Source organism: Citrobacter sp. CK198 (assembly GCF_030333295.1).
Lineage (GTDB): Bacteria > Pseudomonadota > Gammaproteobacteria > Enterobacterales > Enterobacteriaceae > Citrobacter_B > Citrobacter_B koseri.
In genome coordinates this window covers 304,854-325,603 of the sequence record NZ_JAOWGE010000028.1, presented here as the reverse complement: position 1 = coordinate 325,603, position 20,750 = coordinate 304,854, and the positions used below count along the sequence as shown (strand labels likewise).

The 20,750-nt window shown below is 54.0% G+C and carries 17 protein-coding genes; 11 read left to right on the top strand and 6 right to left on the bottom strand.

All coding sequences use genetic code 11. The features are described from left to right. Positions 1-6: 6 nt before the first annotated feature. The gene (locus tag OGY62_RS08005; RefSeq protein WP_286459477.1) at positions 7-3,153 is read left to right on the top strand and encodes a CusA/CzcA family heavy metal efflux RND transporter; all 3,147 of its coding nucleotides are present in this window, start codon (positions 7-9) and stop codon (positions 3,151-3,153) included. Positions 3,154-3,780: 627 nt separating this feature from the next. Continuing rightward, positions 3,781-4,476 (top strand): flagellar brake protein, encoded by a 696-nt coding sequence (locus tag OGY62_RS08000; RefSeq protein ID WP_012133436.1) that lies wholly within the window; start codon positions 3,781-3,783, stop codon positions 4,474-4,476. 53 nt (positions 4,477-4,529) lie between these two features. Here OGY62_RS08000 and OGY62_RS07995 read toward each other — a convergent pair whose 3' ends face one another. Then, positions 4,530-5,705, bottom strand: a complete 1,176-nt coding sequence (locus OGY62_RS07995) for a coiled-coil domain-containing protein (protein WP_012133435.1) — start codon at positions 5,703-5,705, stop codon at positions 4,530-4,532. Positions 5,706-6,112: 407 nt separating this feature from the next. On the opposite strand from OGY62_RS07995, the gene OGY62_RS07990 reads away from it, so the two are divergent. The 6 genes from OGY62_RS07990 to OGY62_RS07965 all read left to right on the top strand — a co-directional run bounded on the left by OGY62_RS07990 (position 6,113) and on the right by OGY62_RS07965 (position 13,408). Continuing rightward, positions 6,113-7,198 (top strand): YncE family protein, encoded by a 1,086-nt coding sequence (locus tag OGY62_RS07990; protein ID WP_024130569.1) that lies wholly within the window; start codon positions 6,113-6,115, stop codon positions 7,196-7,198. A gap of 125 nt (positions 7,199-7,323) precedes the next feature. Continuing rightward, positions 7,324-8,718, top strand: coding sequence for a phenylalanine transporter (pheP, locus tag OGY62_RS07985; RefSeq protein ID WP_024130568.1), 1,395 nt, complete (start codon positions 7,324-7,326; stop codon positions 8,716-8,718). Between the two features lie 198 nt (positions 8,719-8,916). Continuing rightward, the gene (locus OGY62_RS07980) at positions 8,917-10,158 is read left to right on the top strand and encodes an MFS transporter (RefSeq protein ID WP_286459474.1); all 1,242 of its coding nucleotides are present in this window, start codon (positions 8,917-8,919) and stop codon (positions 10,156-10,158) included. 15 nt (positions 10,159-10,173) lie between these two features. Then, positions 10,174-11,202, top strand: coding sequence for a sugar phosphate isomerase/epimerase family protein (locus OGY62_RS07975; protein ID WP_060815862.1), 1,029 nt, complete (start codon positions 10,174-10,176; stop codon positions 11,200-11,202). Then, positions 11,199-12,350 carry a Gfo/Idh/MocA family protein gene (locus OGY62_RS07970; RefSeq protein WP_200091917.1) on the top strand — a complete coding sequence of 384 codons (1,152 nt, stop codon included), beginning with the start codon at positions 11,199-11,201 and terminating at the stop codon, positions 12,348-12,350. Before OGY62_RS07975 ends, OGY62_RS07970 begins: the two co-directional genes overlap by 4 nt. A gap of 77 nt (positions 12,351-12,427) precedes the next feature. After that, positions 12,428-13,408: a LacI family DNA-binding transcriptional regulator gene (locus OGY62_RS07965; RefSeq protein WP_286459472.1), complete on the top strand. Its 981-nt coding sequence runs from the start codon at positions 12,428-12,430 to the stop codon at positions 13,406-13,408. A gap of 2 nt (positions 13,409-13,410) precedes the next feature. Here the strand turns inward: OGY62_RS07965 and OGY62_RS07960 are convergent, their stop codons facing one another. Together OGY62_RS07960 and OGY62_RS07955 are read right to left on the bottom strand one after the other, a co-directional pair. Continuing rightward, complete coding sequence (locus tag OGY62_RS07960) at positions 13,411-14,655, bottom strand: mechanosensitive ion channel family protein (RefSeq protein ID WP_012133427.1); 1,245 nt, start codon at positions 14,653-14,655, stop codon at positions 13,411-13,413. Between the two features lie 74 nt (positions 14,656-14,729). Continuing rightward, a complete protein-coding gene (locus OGY62_RS07955; protein WP_286459471.1) occupies positions 14,730-16,166 on the bottom strand; it encodes an MFS transporter in 1,437 nt (478 codons plus the stop codon). A 107-nt stretch (positions 16,167-16,273) separates the two neighbouring features. Here OGY62_RS07955 and OGY62_RS07950 point away from each other — a divergent pair, with 107 nt between their 5' ends. Beyond that, the gene (locus tag OGY62_RS07950; protein WP_049010291.1) at positions 16,274-17,140 is read left to right on the top strand and encodes a helix-turn-helix transcriptional regulator; all 867 of its coding nucleotides are present in this window, start codon (positions 16,274-16,276) and stop codon (positions 17,138-17,140) included. 223 nt (positions 17,141-17,363) lie between these two features. Here OGY62_RS07950 and nfsB read toward each other — a convergent pair whose 3' ends face one another. The 3 genes from nfsB to OGY62_RS07935 all read right to left on the bottom strand — a co-directional run bounded on the left by nfsB (position 17,364) and on the right by OGY62_RS07935 (position 19,087). Further along, positions 17,364-18,017 (bottom strand): oxygen-insensitive NAD(P)H nitroreductase, encoded by a 654-nt coding sequence (gene nfsB / locus OGY62_RS07945; RefSeq protein WP_047458272.1) that lies wholly within the window; start codon positions 18,015-18,017, stop codon positions 17,364-17,366. Between the two features lie 120 nt (positions 18,018-18,137). After that, positions 18,138-18,506: an MmcQ/YjbR family DNA-binding protein gene (locus OGY62_RS07940; RefSeq protein ID WP_058668738.1), complete on the bottom strand. Its 369-nt coding sequence runs from the start codon at positions 18,504-18,506 to the stop codon at positions 18,138-18,140. After that, positions 18,506-19,087: a TetR/AcrR family transcriptional regulator gene (locus OGY62_RS07935; RefSeq protein ID WP_012133421.1), complete on the bottom strand. Its 582-nt coding sequence runs from the start codon at positions 19,085-19,087 to the stop codon at positions 18,506-18,508. The genes OGY62_RS07940 and OGY62_RS07935 overlap by 1 nt, the downstream gene beginning before the upstream one ends. 190 nt (positions 19,088-19,277) lie before the next feature. On the opposite strand from OGY62_RS07935, the gene OGY62_RS07930 reads away from it, so the two are divergent. After that, the gene (locus OGY62_RS07930) at positions 19,278-20,378 is read left to right on the top strand and encodes an MBL fold metallo-hydrolase (RefSeq protein WP_012133420.1); all 1,101 of its coding nucleotides are present in this window, start codon (positions 19,278-19,280) and stop codon (positions 20,376-20,378) included. Positions 20,379-20,407: 29 nt separating this feature from the next. Beyond that, positions 20,408-20,749 carry a RamA family antibiotic efflux transcriptional regulator gene (locus tag OGY62_RS07925; protein WP_024130566.1) on the top strand — a complete coding sequence of 114 codons (342 nt, stop codon included), beginning with the start codon at positions 20,408-20,410 and terminating at the stop codon, positions 20,747-20,749. The last annotated feature ends 1 nt before the right edge of the window (position 20,750 follow it).

Below are 20,750 nucleotides of genomic sequence, written 5' to 3'. Positions count from 1 at the left end.
TGACAAATGATTGAATGGATTATCCGCCGCTCCGTAGCGAACCGTTTTCTGGTTGTGATGGGGGCGCTGTTCCTCAGCATCTGGGGAACCTGGACCATCATTAACACGCCGGTTGATGCGCTGCCTGACCTGTCTGACGTGCAGGTGATTGTGAAAACCAGCTATCCGGGACAGGCGCCGCAGATTGTTGAAAATCAGGTGACCTATCCATTGACGACCACCATGCTGTCGGTGCCAGGCGCGAAGACGGTGCGCGGTTTCTCGCAGTTTGGCGATTCTTACGTGTACGTCATTTTTGAAGATGGCACCGATCCCTACTGGGCGCGTTCCCGCGTGCTGGAGTACCTCAATCAGGTGCAGGGGAAACTGCCTGCGGGCGTCAGCGCGGAAATGGGGCCAGACGCCACCGGCGTCGGCTGGATATTTGAATATGCGCTGGTGGATCGCAGCGGTAAACACGATCTGGCGGAACTGCGCTCTTTACAGGACTGGTTTTTAAAGTATGAGCTGAAAACCATTCCGAATGTGGCGGAAGTGGCCTCGGTCGGCGGCGTGGTGAAAGAGTACCAGGTCGTTATCGACCCGATGAAACTCACGCAGTATGGCATCAGCCTTGCGCAGGTGAAGTCGGCTCTGGATATGTCCAACCAGGAGGCGGGGGGCTCCTCCGTCGAACTGTCAGAAGCGGAATACATGGTTCGCGCCAGCGGCTATTTGCAGACCCTCGATGACTTCAACAACATTGTGCTGAAGTCTGGTGAGAACGGCGTTCCGGTGTACCTTCGCGATGTCGCCCGCGTACAGATTGGCCCGGAAATGCGCCGGGGCATTGCTGAGCTGAACGGCGAAGGCGAAGTGGCGGGCGGGGTGGTGATTCTGCGTTCCGGTAAAAACGCCCGGGACGTTATTTCCGCCGTGAAGACGAAGCTGGAAACGCTGAAAAGCAGTCTGCCGGAAGGCGTTGAAGTCGTGACAACCTACGATCGTAGCCAGCTGATTGACCGCGCTATTGATAACCTCAGCTACAAATTGCTCGAAGAGTTTATTGTGGTTGCGCTGGTCTGCGCGCTGTTCCTGTGGCATGTCCGCTCTGCGCTGGTGGCGATCATTTCGTTGCCGCTGGGCCTCTGTATTGCCTTTATCGTGATGCATTTTCAGGGGCTGAACGCCAATATTATGTCGCTCGGCGGGATCGCCATTGCGGTAGGGGCAATGGTGGATGCCGCGATTGTGATGATCGAAAACGCGCATAAACGGCTGGAGGAGTGGGCGCACCAGCATCCCGGCGACCCGCTGGATAACGAAACGCGCTGGAAAGTTATCACGAACGCCTCGGTGGAAGTGGGCCCGGCGCTGTTTATCAGTCTGCTGATTATTACCCTGTCGTTCATCCCGATTTTTACCCTCGAAGGGCAGGAAGGACGCCTGTTCGGCCCGCTGGCATTCACTAAAACCTATGCGATGGCAGGGGCGGCCTTCCTGGCGATCGTGGTGATCCCGATCCTGATGGGCTACTGGATTCGCGGTAAGATCCCGGCAGAGAGCAGTAATCCGCTTAACCGCTTTTTGATCCGCATTTATCACCCGCTGCTGTTGAAAGTGCTGCACTGGCCGAAGACCACGCTGCTGGTGGCGGTACTTTCGATCCTGACGGTCATCTGGCCGCTTAATAAAGTGGGCGGGGAGTTCTTACCACAAATTAACGAGGGCGATCTGCTGTATATGCCTTCCACGCTACCGGGGATTTCGGCGGCGCAGGCGGCGGATATGCTGCAAAAAACCGATAAGCTGATCATGACAGTGCCGGAAGTGGCGCGCGTGTTCGGCAAAACCGGCAAGGCGGAAACGGCCACCGACTCTGCGCCGCTGGAGATGGTGGAAACGACGATCCAACTGAAACCGCAGGATCAGTGGCGACCGGGAATGACGATGAACAAAATCATCGAAGAACTGGATAAAACGGTGCGCTTACCGGGGCTGGCGAATCTGTGGGTGCCGCCAATCCGTAACCGAATCGACATGTTGTCTACCGGGATAAAAAGTCCGATTGGCATTAAAGTGTCCGGCACCGTGCTGGCTGATATTGATGCCACGGCGGAGCAGATCGAAGAGGTTGCCAGAACCGTACCGGGCGTTGCGTCGGCGCTGGCGGAACGGCTGGAAGGAGGCCGTTACCTCAATATCGACATTCATCGTGAAAAAGCCGCCCGTTACGGGATGACCGTCGGTGATGTACAACTGTTTATTACCTCCGCAGTCGGTGGGGCGATGGTAAGCGAAACCGTGGAGGGGATTGCGCGTTATCCCATTAACCTGCGCTACCCGCAACGCTATCGCGACAGCCCGGAAACCTTACGTCAACTGCCGATTCTGACGCCAATGCAGCAGCAAATTACCCTGGCGGATGTGGCGGACGTGAAGATCGCGCCAGGACCGTCGATGTTGAAAACTGAAAATGCCCGACCTGCAAGCTGGATCTATATTGATGCGCGCGATCGTGACATGGTGTCGGTAGTTAACGATCTGAAAAAAGCGATCGCGGAAAAGGTGCAGTTGAAACCGGGAACCAGCGTGGCGTTTTCCGGGCAGTTTGAGCTGCTTGAACGCGCCAGCCATAAGCTGAAGCTGATGGTGCCGATGACGCTGATGATTATTTTCGTTCTGCTGTATCTGGCGTTTCGTCGGGTGGGGGAAGCGCTGCTGATCATTACCAGCGTTCCTTTCGCCCTGGTCGGCGGGATCTGGTTCCTGTACTGGATGGGTTTTCATTTGTCCGTTGCCACCGGAACAGGATTCATCGCGCTGGCAGGCGTCGCCGCAGAGTTTGGCGTGGTCATGCTGATGTACCTGCGTCATGCGATTGAAGCGGAGCCGTCTCTGGATAATCCACAAACCTTTACGGCAGAGAAACTTGATGAGGCGCTGTACCACGGTGCGGTTCTCCGCGTGCGGCCAAAGGCCATGACCGTGGCGGTGATTATCGCCGGTCTGTTGCCTATTTTATGGGGAACCGGGGCGGGTTCAGAAGTGATGAGCCGTATTGCCGCGCCGATGATTGGCGGTATGATCACCGCGCCGCTGCTGTCGCTATTTATCATTCCGGCGGCGTATAAACTGATGTGGTTGCGCACGCATCAACATAAGCGCTCATAACGTTATACCTGCTGCGCCAGTCGTCCGGCCCGTGGAGTACGCTTCATGGGCCGGATGAGATGCCATAGCGTATTGAACGGTGAATTATGTTTATCTTTTAAAATCAAGTTATTACTGTTGCGTGGTGAATATTTTGTCTTTATCGCCGCAAAGAAAGTAAGCCTTAACAGGTTAATTTATTTTAAGTGTTTCTGCTCAGGTTCATTATTATTTTTTCCCTCCTGACGTTACATTTTTGTTCTCCAGATCTTCTTCAATATTAAAGACGATGCCGCAGTGTAAATTCCACGCATAATGAAAAAATCCGACAGTCTACTCCTTTAGTTTATATTGCAATCCCTCTTTTTTTATTTCAGAATCGCGGCGCGAGCAGCGATGTTATTCCAAATTGTTATAATTTTGAGTTAAATTTGTATTGTGTAGCACATAAGTTACGCTAACTTTAATCATTTATGAATGTTTTTATGTATCAATAAAACGGCAAAAATAGTTAAAAACTTAATTTCTCACGAATTATTTGATCTGGAATCCATTATGGTAATCAAAAGCCAGGGATGGGGGACGATTTTGCGTTTTTCACATAAACGAGAATGAGATGTATCTCGAATAAAAAATAAGGACTTGCTGATGAGTTTTGGATTGATGAAGGATAACAAGTTTGAAATTATCGCTGTTTTCCGTGAAGAGCTACTAAAGAAGACTAAACTAGAGCTTAAATATGCCAACACTAGTGTGGTCACGCAGCTGGAAAAAGTTGATTTTGAACATTTTGTTATCCCTCACCATAAGGATATTGTCACCAAAAAGATCCAAACGTTTATTCTTCACAGTGAAAATGGAATTATAAAATTTAACGCCAGAATTGATCAGGAAATGTCAGACGGCATGGAGAATGCGCTGGCGTATTTCATTCCCGAGATGGTCTTTCTTATACAACGACGCCAGCATCAGCGCTTCTCCTTCCTGAAGGGACACAGTTTCAACTGCTTTGGACGATATAAAAATGGAGAGAATTATTCTTTCAAAATTAAAAATATGTCCAGGGGGGGATGCGCATTAATTGCGCAGGATGCGAATACGCGTTTTCTCTATAAAGATGCCGTCATAAAAGGCGCGTCTCTGGATTTTGAACAATTCGGCTATTTGCAACTCGACTTAAAAGTGGTGGATGTGGTGATGGTCAATGAATTTGATGCAGAGAATCAGCTGTATTCCTGTTATCAGGTCTCCTGTCGTTTTGATTTTAAAAATTCGCGTGAAGAAGCAGAGATCGAAAGAATCATCATTAGTTTTTTAATGGGCAATAAAGTTCGACGGCTATAAAGGGTAAAGGGTGGTCATGATGATGTTGTGAGCTGCCTCCCTGACGCTCCGCCTTACCCGGCGAGGATCTCTTGTTCCGCATGTTTTACCTGAACTTCCAGCGTATCGCGAATTTCCGCTAATGCGCGCTCCTGCTCAGCAAAGTACGCTTCTTTGTCGGTTACGGATGTGGCAAGACGCCAGGCGTTCTCCGTTTCCAGCTCGCTTATCTCTTTGAGCAGGGCGTTAATTTGCGTTCTGAGTTGCTCTATCTTACTGCGCAGATGGGCAAGATTGTTCAGCCTGTCGCTCGCCAGCATCGGCTCCAGACCGCTTTGCAACTGGGTAAGTAGCGAACGGATCGTGGCCAGGTCGGCATTCTGCCTGGCCTGGTTAAGTTGAACCATCATCTGGTGCGCTTTTTCTTTCAGCTCATCGGCGACCACGTCCGGGTGGCAGAGTCGGCTGGCCTGGCGCCACAGGCGTTTAAGCTCATTACGTTCATCAGCAGAGAGGCGCTGATCGCGCGCATAGCGGTGCTGCGCATCCTGATGCTGCTCCTGATATTCCTCATATTCGTGATCGGCCTCTTCACGCGCCTGTCGGGTTGCGCTGTCATCCTGACGCGAGAAATCATTCTCCAGCTCGCGAATTTCCGCCAGCAGGGAGGTGATAAGTTCCGTCTGCTGCTGAATACGCTCTCTGGTTTCCACCGCTTCCCGGGAGGTTGAGCTAAGGCTTACCCAGTGCTGTTTAAGCTTCACTAACTGATCGATAGCCTGAGAAATATACTGCTGGCAGGACTGATAGTCCTTTTCACGTCGTCTGAGTTCGGCCTCTTGCCTACGCTGCGCGCTGGCGGCCAGCTGTTTGCGTAGCTCCAGAATACGGCCCATGAGCGGGCCGAGGCGCAAGTGATACAAATCGTTGAAATCGTCGAGGATCTGGATGCGGGCATTGCGTTTGTCGATCAGCTCGCGTAGCTGCGTTTCGAGCGCCTTCAGTTCCAGCTTGCTGGCGGCGATGCCGGGGTCCTGCCACGTCGAGACGGCGCGCTGGGACTGTAACCAGGCGGCAATTTCACGCATCGCGTCGCCGAAACGTCGCTCCTCGATCGCCAGGGCAATGGTGCCGATGGCCGCATCCAGAGAGGCGTCTTTCAGGTGCGCAAGTTGCTGATGGATGATCTCCTCATCCTCAAGTTCGATGGCGCTTTTGACGATCTCTAACCGTTTAATGATTTTATTCATGACAGCCGATGCCCGACGTGACTCAAAAACGAGTGACAGATAGTAGATCCGACTCACGCGTTTGAAAATATAGAAAAAAAATTAAAACATATTCTGTGGTGTGTGAAGCCTTTTCGTCCAGAACAATTCACGAAAATTATACGACGTGCCCTGGTATGTCCATCTGGCTTGTACTTCAAACCACCGTTTTGAAATTTCGTCTTTCGGGTGAATTATTCTTGCTTCGCTAAAGAGAATAAGTATAGTTCTCATTCTCTTTATTATTTAATGGCCTGGCGGCGAATGCGCTTACGGTTCGTAAGACTTTCCCTCTCTACACGGATGGTTCATCACGTCACTGCCGCGTGCAAAGGACGTTATCAGGCTTTTTTCACATGGTTCACATTACCCAGGTAAGGATTTCCAAAATGAAAAAGACAACATCCGCGTTGGCCCTGCTGATTGCCGTTGCATTAAGTGGTTGTGCGGCCACTTCCGGTTCTTCAACCCCCGTTGCGCCGCAGGCAACGCCGACTGCGCCAGCCGTTGCGACCGATGTTCAGAAACGTGATTTAGCCGATGGACTGTATGAAATGGCGTTAAGCCCGTCAGGCGATGCGCTTTACGTTGCCAGCGCCGAAGGTTTTAAAGATGTGCAGGGCGGGGTGGTCTACAAACTGGATCCGAAGACGCTGAAAACCATTGGCGCCAGCCACACTGACCTGAAAAACTTCGGTATGGCGATTTCGCCGGACGGTAAAACCGTCTATGTCACCAATTCGCTGGATGGCGGCGTGAGCGCGCTGAATACCGCTGACGGCAAAGTGAAAAACCGTGTGCTCTTCCCGGAACGTAACCCGGAAGGATTCCCGTACGGCGCGCGTCAGGTTCTGCTGCATAACGGCCTGCTGTATATCGGCGCCGTTGCCGATCCGGCGGTGATCTGGGTCGTCGATGCCGACACCCTGAAGCTGAAAACCCGCATCAAAAATACCGGTAAATGGATGACCGGTCTGCACTACTCTGACAGCACGCAGCGTATCTATGCCGCGAATGGCGGCGGTGAAATTCTGGTTATCAATCCTCGCACGCAGCGCGTAGAAAAACGCTGGAAACCGCTGGGTGATAAACCGGCGCTGCTGCTGAATATGGCGGAAGATACGCAAACCGGTCGCCTGTTTGTTACCGACAACTCCAAAGCGAAAACCACGCTGGTGCTGGATATCCATACGGGCAAACTTATCAAACAGCTGGATGTGGGTGATTCCTTATCGGTGAAATTCAACCCGAAACGCAATGAGCTTTATATTTCTCAGCGTGAGTCCGGGAAGTTGCTCAGCCTCAACGCGACGGATTACAGCGTGAAGAAATCCTGGGATCTGCCGCCGAATCCAAACAGCCTGCTGCTGTCCGCCGATGGTCAGACGCTGTATGTCACGGTGAAACAGAAATTCAATAAAGATCACTCGACTGATGCGCCAGACAGCGTGGTGCGTATTGATCTGAACAAATAATAAATAGCGTCGCCTCGGGGCGTCAGGCAGGGATGCCTGGCGCATCCCTGAGGATTGTGCCTTGCGGCAACTATAGCGAAATGTTAAAAGGTGCCCCTTCAATAAAAACGATACAGGGGTAGGGCGTGAAAAACGCGTCAACTGCATCTGGCAACAGTTTGCCTGATGCTGCGTCGAACGGAGAGCCGACGCTTCAACGGGGGTTGCAAAACCGCCATATTCAATTGATTGCGCTGGGCGGCGCAATTGGTACAGGTCTGTTTCTGGGGATTGGCCCCGCCATTCAAATGGCTGGCCCGGCGGTTCTGCTGGGTTACGGCGTCGCCGGAATTATCGCTTTCCTCATCATGCGCCAGCTGGGTGAAATGGTGGTTGAAGAACCCGTTTCCGGCTCTTTCGCGCACTTTGCATACAAATACTGGGGCCCCTTCGCCGGTTTTCTTTCCGGCTGGAACTACTGGGTCATGTTCGTACTGGTCGGGATGGCGGAGCTGACTGCCGCCGGTATCTATATGCAATACTGGCTTCCCGATGTTCCAACCTGGATCTGGGCCGCCGCGTTCTTCATTATCATCAACGCCGTTAACCTCGTGAACGTGCGCCTGTACGGTGAAACGGAGTTCTGGTTTGCGCTAATCAAAGTGCTGGCGATTATCGGCATGATCGGCTTTGGCCTGTGGATGCTCTTTTCTGGTAACGGGGGAGAACATGCCAGTATCGAGAACCTCTGGCGCTACAACGGCTTTTTCGCTACCGGCTGGAACGGGCTGATCCTCTCTCTGGCGGTGATCATGTTCTCTTTCGGCGGGCTTGAGCTTATTGGGATCACCGCCGCTGAAGCGCGCGATCCGCATAAAAGCATTCCAAAAGCGGTGAATCAGGTGGTTTACCGTATTCTGCTGTTTTATATCGGTTCGCTGGTGGTGCTGTTAGCGCTTTATCCGTGGGTGGAAGTGCAATCCAACAGCAGCCCGTTCGTGATGATTTTCCATAATCTCGACAGTAACGTGGTGGCTTCTGCGCTGAACTTTGTCATTCTGGTGGCCTCGCTGTCGGTTTATAACAGCGGCGTCTATTCCAACAGCCGTATGCTGTTCGGTCTTTCCGTTCAGGGAAATGCGCCGAAGTTTTTAACCCGCGTCAGTCGCCGTGGCGTACCGGTGAACTCGTTGGTGCTCTCTGGCGCTATCACCTCGCTGGTGGTACTCATCAACTATCTGCTGCCGCAGAAAGCCTTTGGCTTACTGATGGCGCTGGTGGTCGCCACGCTGCTGCTGAACTGGATTATGATCTGCCTGGCGCACCTGCGTTTTCGCGCGGCGATGCGGCGCAAAGGTCGCGACACGCAGTTCAGGGCGTTGCTGTACCCTGCCGGGAACTACCTGTGCATTGCTTTTCTGGCGATGATTCTGGTTCTGATGTGTACCATTGACGATATGCGCCTGTCGGCGATATTGCTGCCGGTATGGATACTGTTCCTGTTCGTTGCCTTTAAATTACTGCGCCGTAAAACCCGTTAATCCTGCTGCCCGGTGGCGTTGCGCTTACCGGGCCTGCACAGCCGCCACCCGCAACATCGCGCGCCGCGCCACACTTCACCTTTATCGTGACTCTCCTCGCAATTCTTATTTGATCCGCAGGATCTTTGTTTTGTAATCGATTACTTTTCATTTTGAGTTTATTTGTAATCGATTACTTTTTAAAGGTGAGGCAAAAAAATGGTGTCGACAACCGAAAGTAGTGGAAAACAGACCGTACAGTACCGGCTGCTGGTGCCGAGACTGTCGTTAATGATGTTCTTACAGTTCTTCATCTGGGGGAGCTGGTCGGTGACGCTGGGGCTGGTGATGACCCAGTACAACATGTCGCTGCTGATTGGCGATGCGTTTTCCGCCGGGCCGATCGCCTCCATCCTGTCGCCGTTTGTACTGGGGATGCTGGTGGATCGCTTCTTTGCGTCGCAAAAAGTGATGGCGGTGATGCATGTGGCGGGGGCGGCGATTCTGTGGTTTGTGCCGCAGGCGCTGGTGGCGCAAAACGGGGCATTGCTCATCGGGCTGCTGTTTGGCTATACGCTGTGCTACATGCCAACGCTGGCGCTGACCAACAACATCGCCTTTCATAGCCTGTCAGATAAAGATAAAACCTTCCCGGTTGTACGCGTGTTCGGCACGATTGGCTGGATTGTGGCCGGTATTTTTATCGGCGTGACGGGGATTTCCGACACCACCGGGATCTTCACGCTTGCCGCGCTCTGCTCTGTGATTCTGGCGCTCTACAGCCTGACGCTGCCGCACACCCCTGCGCCAGCGAAGGGGTTGCCGGTGAAGATACGCGATCTTTTTTGCGCTGATGCGTTTGCATTACTCAAGACCCGCCACTTCTTTGTGTTCTCGCTTTGCGCGACGTTAATCTCCGTGCCGCTGGGAACTTACTACGCCTATACCGCCTCGTTCCTGGCGGATGCTGGCGTGGGCGATGTCAGCACCGCGATGTCATTCGGCCAGATGTCCGAAATCGTCTTTATGCTGGTGATCCCCTTCCTGTTCCGCCGCCTGGGAGTGAAATACATGCTGCTGATCGGGATGTGCGCCTGGTTTGTCCGTTATGCCTTCTTTGCGCTCGGCATCAGCGAAGAGGGGCGCTTCCTGCTCTATCTCGGTATTTTGCTTCATGGCGTGTGCTATGACTTTTTCTTTGTCGTGGGTTTTATCTATACCGACCGCATTGCTGGAGAAAAGGTGAAAGGGCAGGCGCAAAGTATGATCGTCATGTTTACCTATGGCATCGGTATGCTGCTCGGCTCGCAGATCTCCGGTGCGCTGTACAACCGCCTGGTGGCGGGGCAGGCGGTTCCCCTGGCCTGGGTGACGTTCTGGTGGCTCCCGGCAGTGGCCGCTGCGGTGATTGCCGCGATTTTCCTTTTCGCTTTCAAGTATGACGAAAAAGAGCAGGCGTAATTTTCAGGAGGGGTTATGAGAACCATTAAGGGACCGGGTATTTTTCTGGCGCAGTTTATCGGGGGGCAACCCCCGTTTAATACGCTGGAAGGGCTGGCCGGTTGGGCGGCAGGGCTGGGTTATAAGGCCTTGCAGATCCCCTGCAATCATAAAGCGTTGTTTGATGTTGAACAGGCCGCCGTGAGCCAGACCTACTGTGATGATATTCGCGGGATGCTGGCGGATCACGGCCTGGTCATCAGTGAATTATCGACCCATCTTGAAGGTCAACTGATTGCGGTACACCCGGCCTATGATGAGGCGTTTGCCGGTTTTGCGCCGCCGTCGGTGCGCGGAAACCCGCAGGCGCGACAGGCATGGGCGACGCAGACGTTGCAACAGGCTGCCGCCGCTTCGCAAAAACTGGGGCTGACCGCACATGCCACCTTCTCAGGTTCGCTCGCCTGGCCCTATTTTTACCCCTGGCCGCCGCATAATCGTCAGCGTTTTGACGAGGCGTTCAGCGAACTGGCGCGCCGCTGGCGACCGATTCTCGACTGCTTTGATGAGCATGGCGTGGACGTGTGTTATGAGATTCACCCCAGCGAAGATTTGCACGATGGCGTCACGTTCGAGCGTTTTTTAGCACTGGTCGACGATCATCCGCGTTGCCATATTCTGTACGATCCCAGCCACCTGCTGCTACAACAGATGGATTATCTGGGCTTTGTGGATGTGTACCACTCGCGCATTAAAGCGTTTCATGTGAAAGATGCCGAGTATCGCGCCAGCAGCCGTAGCGGCGTATACGGCGGGTATCAACCCTGGATTGAGCGGGCCGGGCGGTTTCGTTCGCCGGGCGACGGACAGGTGGATTTCAAAACGCTGTTCAGCAAGTTCGCCCAATATGATTACCCCGGCTGGGCGGTACTGGAGTGGGAGTGCTGCCTGAAAGAAGCCGCCACCGGCGCGCGTGAGGGCAGTGAATTTATTCGCCGTCATATTATTCCGGTTTCTGAGCATGCGTTTGATGATTTCGCTGCGGGTGATGAGGTACGTAAATGATTCAGGTTGGCATTATCGGAACCGGGTTTATTGGCCCTGCGCATATTGAAGCCTTGCGCCGACCGGGAAACGTATCGGTGGTTGCGCTTTGCGACAGTTCGCTGGAGAAGGCGCAGGAGAAAGCCCGGGCGTTAAACGTTCCGCACGCTTACGGCAGCGTGGAGGCATTACTGGCGCATCCGGGATTGCAGGTGGTACACAACTGCACGCCAAACCACCTTCATGCCGACATCAATCGCCAGGTGTTGCGGGCGGGGTTGTCTGTGTTCTCCGAAAAACCGCTCTGCATGACGCCGGATGAAGCGCGTGAACTGGCCGCGCTGGCGGAGCAGGCGGGGGTGGTGCATGGCGTGAGTTTTGTCTACCGGCAGTTTGCGATGGTGCAGCAGGCCGCCAGCATGGTACGCGCCGGGAGCGTCGGGCGGCAGTTTTCCGTGCAGGGCAGTTATTTGCAGGACTGGATGCTGCTGGAAACCGACTATAACTGGCGCGTAGACCCCGCGCTTGGCGGGAGCTCACGCGCGGTGGCGGATATCGGTTCACACTGGTGCGACACGGTGCAGTTTGTTACTGGAAAGCGGATTGTGGAGGTGATGGCGGATCTTGCCACGGTCTGGCCAACGCGTAAGGCCAGCGTGGAAGGGGGCTCGACGTTTACTCAGCCGCTCACGGAACGCCAGTGGGTAGATAAACCGGTCAGCACGGAAGACAGAGGCGCGGTGCTGGTACGTTTTGATGACGGCAGCAAAGGCTGTTTCAGCGTTTCACAGGTGAGCGCCGGGCGGAAAAACCAGCTGACATTTGAGATTAACGGCAGTCACTGTTCGCTGGCCTGGGATCAGGAAGTGCCGCAGCAGCTGTGGATCGGCCACCGGCAGCAGGCGAATCAGATCCTGACGGACGATCCCGGATTAATGAACGCGGATGTGGCTGGCAGCGCGCACTTTCCCGGTGGGCATATTGAGGGCTGGCCGGATGCCTTTAAAAACATGATGCAGCAGTTTTATCTTGCGGTGCAGGCAGGAAAAATGCCCGCGCCGGAGGTGCGTCGTTTTGCCTCGTTCGCGGACGGTGCTGACGTGATGTATATCATTGACGCCATTGTGAAAAGCCATCAACACCAGCGGTGGGTGAGCGTGATGCGGTAAACCTTCGCCCGGTTCGCCGGAGGGCGATTTTATGGTAGCCTCAACACAAAGCGCAAACCGCAGGATGTGTCGCCGTTATGTCTATTCAAAAAATCGCCCAGCTCGCCGGTGTGTCGGTGGCGACGGTATCACGCGTGCTCAATAACAGTGATACCGTCAAAGCCAAAAACCGCGAGCGCGTGCTGCAAGCCATCAAGGAAAGTAACTATCAGCCCAACCTGCTGGCGCGCCAGCTTCGCACCGCGCGCAGTTCAATGATTCTAGTGATGGTTTCAAATATTGCGAACCCTTTTTGCGCAGAAGTGGTGAAGGGCATTGAAGAAGAGGCGGAGAAAAACGGGTATCGCATTCTGCTGTGTAATTCAGGCTCGGATATGGCGCGTTCAAAATCGGCGCTGAAACTGCTCTCGGGGAAAATTGTCGATGGCATTATCACTATGGACGCGTTTTCAAAATTACCGGAGCTGACCACCATGATCGGCGATGCGCCGTGGGTGCAGTGCGCGGAATACGCCGATAAAGGCGCGGTCTCCTGTGTGGGGATCAATGACGTTGATGCCGCACAGTCGGTCATCTCCCATCTGGTCGAAAAGGGGTATCAGCGGATTGCGCTGATCAACCATGACTTAAGCTATAAATATGCGCGTCTGAGGGAGCGGGGGTATAAGGCGGCGCTTCATGCCTGGTCTCTGGATTATCAGGCGGTAGAGTATGCCAGCGAACTGAGTTCCAGCGCCGGAATGGCGGCGATGGACGTTTTGCTGGCGGCAGAAACGCGCCCGGATGCGGTTTTTGCGGTATCGGATACTCTGGCGGCAGGCGCCATGCGCGCCATTGCCAACGCCGGATTGCGCATCCCGCAGGATATCGCCGTCGTGGGTTTTGACGGTACGGAACTGGCGGAGATGGTCTCCCCGCAACTGACCACTATCGAGCAGCCTTCCCGCGATATTGGCCGTAAAGCGGTCGGGCTGCTGCTGAACCGGATTGAACACCCGGATACGTCAACCGAAAGGGTGATGATGGACTGGCGCTATATTTCCCGCGCCAGTACCTGATATTAGCGCTGAAACGCCCCGGACAGCGCGCGAATATCGTTTCCTGTAGGGGACTGGTGAATCCGTAAGCCAAACTCTTCGACCACGGCAAAAATGTGGTCGAAAATATCGGCCTGAATACTTTCATATTCCAGCCACACCACGGTATTGGTAAACGCGTAAATCTCAATGGGTAAACCCTGATCGTCCGGCGCAAGCTGGCGTACCATCATGGTCATATCTTTGCGGATACGCGGATGGTGGCGTAAATATTCATTCAGGTAGGCGCGGAAAGTGCCAATATTGGTCATTCGACGATGATTGAGTACGGATTCCGGCGCAGTCTGCTGTTGGTTCCATTCCTGGATTTCCTGATGACGGGTGGTTAAATAGGGCTTTAACAAATGCGCTTTATATAAACGCTGCTGCTCATCCTCATCAAGAAAATGAATGCTGGTGGCGTCGATACTGATGCTGCGTTTAATTCGGCGACCGCCAGAGGCGGACATGCCGCTCCAGTTTTTGAAAGAGTCCGAAACCAGGGACCAGGTGGGGATGGTGGTAATGGTATTATCCCAGTTGCGCACTTTCACGGTGGTTAAGCCGATATCGATCACCGCGCCGTCCGCGCCGTATTTCGGCATTTCCAGCCAGTCGCCCAGCTTCAACATATCGTTCGCTGAAAGCTGTATACCCGCGACCAGACCGAGAATGGGGTCTTTAAACACCAGCATTAAGACGGCGGCCATCGCGCCGAGACCGCTAATGAGAATGGCCGGAGACTGGCCTATCAGCAGGGAGATCATCAGAATACCGATGATAATGGCGCCGATGAGCTTGATGCCCTGGAATATCCCTTTCAGCGGAAGCTGAGAGGCCGCCGGGAATTTTTGCGACAGGTTGAGAATAACATCCAGTAATGAAAAGACGGATAACAGGGCATACATCATGATCCACAGCTGTGCGCAGGTGGTTAATATCTCAGCTGCCTCAGTCCCCTTTTGTAGCCAGAGCACAGCCTGAATATTGACGATAATCCCCTGGAGCGTAAACGCCAGGCGGTGAAATAATTTATTCTGGGTAATGATTTGCAGCCACAGGCGTGAACTGGCGCTGGCGCGCTTTTCAAAGGCTCGCAGCACCACCCAATGCAAAATAATATGCACAATGATGGCAGTGAGAAAAATAATGCCAAAAATCATCACCAGCGAAGTGGTGTGATTCATTTCGATCCCGAGTTCTTCTACCTGAGATATTAATTCCTGCATAACGTCTCCTTTATAAACAGCGGTCTATGATGACCGCTGTGCGGATATTATGCAAATTGCACGATGCAGGTTTGCTATTTTGACGCCATACAGGGGCGGGCTGCATTGATATTCAATGCGCGGCGAAACCATAATGTCGCCAGAACCAGACTGAGCATCATGGCGGCTTCGACGGCCAGAAAACCGATCACCGACTGCGTATAATCGCCGTGACTATTGTGTTGCAGATGCAAAAATAACGCCCCCAGCACCGCCGGGCCAAGCCCCAATGTGGCTTGCTGCAACGTGCTTAAAATGGCGCTTCCGGCTCCGGCATCCTGCGTGCTGATATCGCGCATGCCGATACGATAAAAGCTGTTCACGATCAGCGCCTGTCCATAACCTATCAGGGCCGTTGCCGGCGCCAGCGCGAAGGTGGATGTTTGCATGCCCGAATGCCAGAAGGTCATCATTAACCCGGCTAAGCCGACTATCTGAATCGCCAGACCCATCAACAGAATACGCCCCATGCTGTAGCGCGCAATCAATCGCGGTGCGTAGCAGGCCGAGATGAAATAGGCCGCGCCGAGGGCGATAAAGCTGTTACCGGATTCCCACGGCGCCATCCCCAGACCCATTTGCAGAGTCAGCGCCATACAGAACATAAAACCTGACCATGCGCTAAAAAACAGCAATGCGATCAGAATGCCGAAGCGGATGCTGGTCAGCCGTAACAGGCGCGGCGGCAGAAGCGGGTGCTGGTGGCGCAGCTCCTGCCGGAGCGCATTTTTACGCATCCACCATCCCAGCGGGAGAATGGCAAATAGCGCCGCCTGAGCCTGCCAGGGCCAGCCGGTTTCTGGCCCCAGCGCCATAGGAAAAAGCAGGCAGCAGAGGATGGCGGCCAGACAGACGGTGCCCAACCAGTCGATGTCGGCGCGGGTTTCGCTGGCCGTTTCGGGAACGTGGCGGCGGCTGAATGCCAGTACCAGAAGGCAGACCGGGACATTAATAAAAAATGCGTTGCGCCAGCCAAGCCCGGCGATATCCGCCGAGACCAGCCAGCCACCGCCCATTTGACCGACGATAAAGGCAATGCCGCCAATACCGCCATACAAACTGATGGCCTTTGCGTGCGCGCTTCCTTTTAGCGTGACGTGAAGCGTGGCGAGAATTTGCGGCACGATCAACGCCGCGCCAGCCCCCTGCAAAATACGGGCGCCCAGCAGCATGTGAATAGAATTCGCCAGACCGCAGAGCAGGGAGGCGACGCCAAAGAATGCGACTCCCCACATAAACAGGCGGCGGCGACCGTAGTTATCGCCGAGCTTGCTCCCCAGCGCCAGACAGACCGCGAACGTAATCCCATAGAGGGCGACAATTAACTCCAGTTGCGTCGTTGTCGCCTGTAAAGAGCGGGTAATGGACTCCAGGGCGACGTTGGTAATCGATGTATCAATAAGCGGCAGCATTTGGCCTGTCAGCAAGAGCGATAGCCCGGTGCGACTGAGTGAAACGACTGACGTATTCATGGTAACTCCATTGCGTCATTCAACAGATGGACGTAGCATTACTGAAGAATTAAACGGGTACCAGTTCCTGGTTATACTGGTATTGGTACTACCATGCTGGAGGTAATATGACGGTGATGACGCGACGTGAGCCCACGGTGATGCAACCCGCAGACAACCGGAAGCAGCTCGGCGCATTTTTACGCGCCCGGCGGGAAAGCCTCGATCCGCAACGTATGGGGCTGCCGCGCGTCGGTCGGCGGCGAACGCCTGGTCTGCGCCGCGAAGAGGTGGCGATGCTGGCGGAAGTTGGCGTGACCTGGTACACCTGGCTGGAACAGGGGCGGGAGGTGAATCCCTCTGAGTCGGTACTGGTTGGCGTTGCGAATGCGCTGCAATGCAGCCCGCTGGAAACCCGACACCTGTTTGTTCTGGCCGGGCTGACGCCGCCGGAATCGACGCAGATCACCGTGTGCGAGGGGATCAGTGCGGGAACCCGCCGTATGCTTGACAGCCTGATGCCGCAGCCAGCCAGCATTCAGAAACCTAATTTTGATATTGTGGCGTGGAATGAGAGTTTTTGTCGGCTGATGGGCGTGGATTTTGCCACGATCCCGGATGACGATCGCAACTGTATTTACCTCTACCTCACCAACGAAACCTGGCGCAGCCGTATAGAAAACCGCGACGTGCTGCCGACGTTTGTCTCTTATTTTCGTGCGGCAATGGCGGAACACCGTGGCGATCCGGGGTGGGAAAATAAACTGGCGCGCTTTTTCGCCGCATCTTCCGAGTTTGAAGCGTTATGGCATCAGCGTTATGAAGTGCGTGGCGTGGAAAACCAGGTGAAGAATTTTCTCCATCCCCGGTTAGGGCGTTTTAGTTTGCAGCAGATGTACTGGTATTCCGCCCCGCGTAACGGCTCCCGGTTGTTGGTGTATTTACCGATGGATGAGGCCGGAGAACAGGCGCTGGCGTGGCTGGATAAGCAGTAAAATGCCCGGTGGCGCTATGCTTACCGGGCCTACAATAGCGTATGCTCCGTAGGCCGGATAAGGCGATATGCCCGGTGGCGCTACGCTTACCGGGCCTACAATAATGTGTGCTCCGTAGGCCGGATAAGGCGATATGCCCGGTGGCGCTACGCTTACCGGGCCTACAATAACACGTGCTTCGTAGGCCGGATAAGGCGCAGCCGCCATCCGGCATAACAAGAAATCAGACTTCCGTCAGGGTGGTTTCCTGCGGCAGGCGGGATTTCGGCAGCGCAGCGTTAAAATCTTCTACGCTGTGATGGCCGACAGGCACCACGACCAGGCTGGTATAACCTTTTTCTTTCAGGCCAAATTCAGCGTCAAGAACCGCGGCGTCGAAGCCTTCAATCGGTACGGCGTCCAGACCCATCGCGGCGACGCCCAGCAGGAAGTTGCCAACGTTCAGGTATACCTGTTTCGCCATCCACTGATCGTCATCTTTCAGGTCGCGGCGGTGCAGATCCGCGAAAAAGCGACGGCCTTTGTTATTTGCCGCTTTGGCTTCCGGCGTGGCAAAACGGCCATCGGCATCTTCCTGATCGACAACGCGATCCAGCCAGGCGTCGTCCATTGCGGTTTTTGCGCAAAACACGACGACATGGGAAGCATCCAGCATTTTGCGCTCGTTAAATACGAAATTACCGGCGGCGGATTTCGCAACGCGCGCTTTCCCTTCTTCGGTACTGGCGACGATGAAATGCCACGGCTGAGAGTTGGTGCTGGAAGGGCTATATTGCAGCAATGTTTTGAGTTTTTCCGCTTCGTCTGCGGTCAGTTGTTTGCTGGGATCGAACGCCTTAGTGGAGTAGCGTTTTAAGGCGACAGAAACGATATCCATAAATACTCCTGATGTTTTTTAATACCCTGCGGGTGCGTTTTCGTGCCAGCAGGGTACAGGGTTAGCGCATAAAAGATAAGAGAGAAAAGTGCGAAAACACTTATCGATATCAACGATAAATCAGGTGGGGCGCAGACGTTTTTGATCTTTTTTAGCCAGACCATCCACCACCAGATTCCAGGAGTCGCCGATCAGGTCGGCAAGCAGCGACGGCGTGATATCGTCTCCTGCGTAAACGGAAATCCAGTGTTTTTTGTTCATGTGGTAACCGGGTTCAATACTGCGATAAATCTGCTGATTTAACAGGGATTTCTGTGGATCGGACTTCAGGTTCACAAACCGACGGCCGCGTTGTTCTGAAACGATCATGAATATCTTGCCGCCGACTTTAAAGACATCAAACTCCGGGCCGAACGGCCAGCAGTGTTCGGTGAAAGGCAGTTCGAGCGCGATGCGTTTCGCACAACGATGCAGCGTCTGGCCGTCCATTATTTTTCCTCGCGGGTGAGGGCGCGCCACATCGCTTCAAAACCCAGCGAGATGTACTCATTTGCGTGGGCCGGATCGCGGGCGGCAAATTCCATCGTGGTTTCCGCCAGGGTGAGGAACAGGGCATCGCCAAAGGCGCGGTATTCGTCAGACATGAAAATGGGCAGAACCGAACGATGGCAGAGATCGCGCAGTTCCGGGAACATATCGTCTGCCAGTTGCTCGGTTTCTTTCGTGATTTTCTCACTAACCGCAAGCTGGCGGATGGTGCGGTGCCCGTTAGTGTTGTTCAGACCCCAGTTGATGTAGCTGTTCCAGATAAAGTGCGTCATGGTCCTGGTGTCGGTGATTGAGCGGTCCAGATTCGCCATCATCGACTGGCAGAGATCCTGCTTCAAATGCAGATAAAGCTCGTTGATTAAGTCATCTTTTGTCGCGAAATAGCGAAACAATGTTCCCTCAGCAACACCTGCGTTGCGAGCAATGACGGCGGTGGAGGCGGCAATGCCGGATTGCGCGATCGCTTTTGTTGCGGCTTCCAGTAACGCCAGTTTTTTGTCTTCACTCTTCGGACGAGCCACTACACTTTACCCTTAATGATGTAAAAAACATGATTGAAACACGCTCTTTGCAGCGCCGCAACGGTGAATGTCAAAGATTGAAAATCATCTTGACGAGATTCCTTCGCTTTCTATAATGAGTGCTTACTCACTCATAATCAAGTGACAGTCGCGCAAACCAGCGGAAAGGGGCGCGTTTTCGGATCAGGATATGAAGCGTCTCACAATTTGTGTGGTTGTTATTATGCTTATTGCTTCTACAGCGAGTCTGCCGTTTGTCCTTAACGCCGGGTTTGGTCAGGTGCCGCAGGGCGCTCAACTGAGCCTGGTGGAACAGTCTCCACACTATCGTGATGGACAGTTTCATAATCAATTACCCACTCCCGGTTACACCGGGGATAAGGGGATGCTCGCCGCATGGTGGGAGTTTCTGGTCGCTAAACGTGAAAACGCGCGGCCTGCCCAACCGTTGCCGCTGGTAAACACCGATCTCGCCAGCGTACCGCGCGATCGGGACACGCTCATCTGGCTGGGCCATTCCTCCTGGTATCTGCAACTGGCGGGAAAACGCATTCTGATCGACCCGGTATTCAGCAGCTATGCCGCGCCGTTTTCGTTTCTGAATAAAGCCTTTGCCGGAGACTACCCCTGGACGGCGCAAAATATGCCGGAGATCGACCTGCTGATCATCTCGCACGATCACTATGACCATCTGGACTACGCCACCATCAAAGCGCTGATGCCGAAGATTAAGCGAGTCATTACGCCGCTGGGTGTGGGATCGCATTTGCGCTACTGGGGCATGAATGGCGGGATTATCGACGAGCGCGACTGGAACCAGTCCGTCAGGATCGATGACGCGCTGCTGATCCACGTCCTGCCCGCGCGCCATTTTTCTGGTCGGGGGCTCAAACGTAACCAGACGCTGTGGGCGAGTTTTATGTTTGAGACGCCTGAACAGAAGGTTTATTACAGCGGGGACTCCGGTTACGGGCCGCATTTTAAGGCGATTGGAGAACAGTTCGGCTCAGTCGATCTGGCCATCATGGAAAACGGTCAGTACGACCGGGACTGGCGATACATTCACATGATGCCGGAAGAGACCGCGCAGGCGGCGCAGGACCTGCGCGCAAAAGCGATTTTACCCGGTCATGCCGGGCGTTTTGTCCTGGCGAAACACAGCTGGGACGATCCGTATAAACGTCTGGCGCTGGCGAGTCGTCATAAACGCTACCGTCTGCTGACGCCGACGCTGGGAGAACCGGTGATGTTGGCCGATCCGACCCAGCAGTTTACGGCCTGGTGGGAATAAGCGACCATTTTTCGGAGGGGGAGAGCACGATGACCATTTCCGCTCAGGTAATCGACACTATTGTCGAGTGGATTGATGATAATTTAAATCAACCGTTGCGCATTGATGATATTGCCCGCCACGCCGGGTACTCCAAATGGCATCTGCAACGCCTGTTTATGCAGTACAAAGGGGAGAGTCTGGGGCGCTATATCCGGGAGCGTAAGCTGCGGCTGGCGGCGCGTGATTTACGCGATACCGACCAAAGGGTGTATGACATCTGCCTGAAGTACGGTTTTGATTCGCAGCAGACCTTTACGCGGATCTTCACCCGAACCTTTAATCAGCCGCCGGGCGCCTACCGTAAAGAGAATCACAGCCGTACGCACTGAG

What these genes read in the sequence shown, in the direction of transcription:
- OGY62_RS08005 (WP_286459477.1), top strand. Translation starts at nt 7, where the DNA reads ATGATTGAATGGATTATCCGCCGCTCCGTAGCGAACCGTTTTCTGGTT.
- OGY62_RS08000 (WP_012133436.1), top strand. Translation starts at nt 3,781, where the DNA reads ATGAGTTTTGGATTGATGAAGGATAACAAGTTTGAAATTATCGCTGTT.
- OGY62_RS07995 (WP_012133435.1), bottom strand. Translation starts at nt 5,705, where the DNA reads ATGAATAAAATCATTAAACGGTTAGAGATCGTCAAAAGCGCCATCGAA.
- OGY62_RS07990 (WP_024130569.1), top strand. Translation starts at nt 6,113, where the DNA reads ATGAAAAAGACAACATCCGCGTTGGCCCTGCTGATTGCCGTTGCATTA.
- OGY62_RS07980 (WP_286459474.1), top strand. Translation starts at nt 8,917, where the DNA reads ATGGTGTCGACAACCGAAAGTAGTGGAAAACAGACCGTACAGTACCGG.
- OGY62_RS07975 (WP_060815862.1), top strand. Translation starts at nt 10,174, where the DNA reads ATGAGAACCATTAAGGGACCGGGTATTTTTCTGGCGCAGTTTATCGGG.
- OGY62_RS07970 (WP_200091917.1), top strand. Translation starts at nt 11,199, where the DNA reads ATGATTCAGGTTGGCATTATCGGAACCGGGTTTATTGGCCCTGCGCAT.
- OGY62_RS07965 (WP_286459472.1), top strand. Translation starts at nt 12,428, where the DNA reads ATGTCTATTCAAAAAATCGCCCAGCTCGCCGGTGTGTCGGTGGCGACG.
- OGY62_RS07960 (WP_012133427.1), bottom strand. Translation starts at nt 14,655, where the DNA reads ATGCAGGAATTAATATCTCAGGTAGAAGAACTCGGGATCGAAATGAAT.
- OGY62_RS07955 (WP_286459471.1), bottom strand. Translation starts at nt 16,166, where the DNA reads ATGAATACGTCAGTCGTTTCACTCAGTCGCACCGGGCTATCGCTCTTG.
- OGY62_RS07950 (WP_049010291.1), top strand. Translation starts at nt 16,274, where the DNA reads ATGACGGTGATGACGCGACGTGAGCCCACGGTGATGCAACCCGCAGAC.
- nfsB (WP_047458272.1), bottom strand. Translation starts at nt 18,017, where the DNA reads ATGGATATCGTTTCTGTCGCCTTAAAACGCTACTCCACTAAGGCGTTC.
- OGY62_RS07940 (WP_058668738.1), bottom strand. Translation starts at nt 18,506, where the DNA reads ATGGACGGCCAGACGCTGCATCGTTGTGCGAAACGCATCGCGCTCGAA.
- OGY62_RS07930 (WP_012133420.1), top strand. Translation starts at nt 19,278, where the DNA reads ATGAAGCGTCTCACAATTTGTGTGGTTGTTATTATGCTTATTGCTTCT.
- OGY62_RS07925 (WP_024130566.1), top strand. Translation starts at nt 20,408, where the DNA reads ATGACCATTTCCGCTCAGGTAATCGACACTATTGTCGAGTGGATTGAT.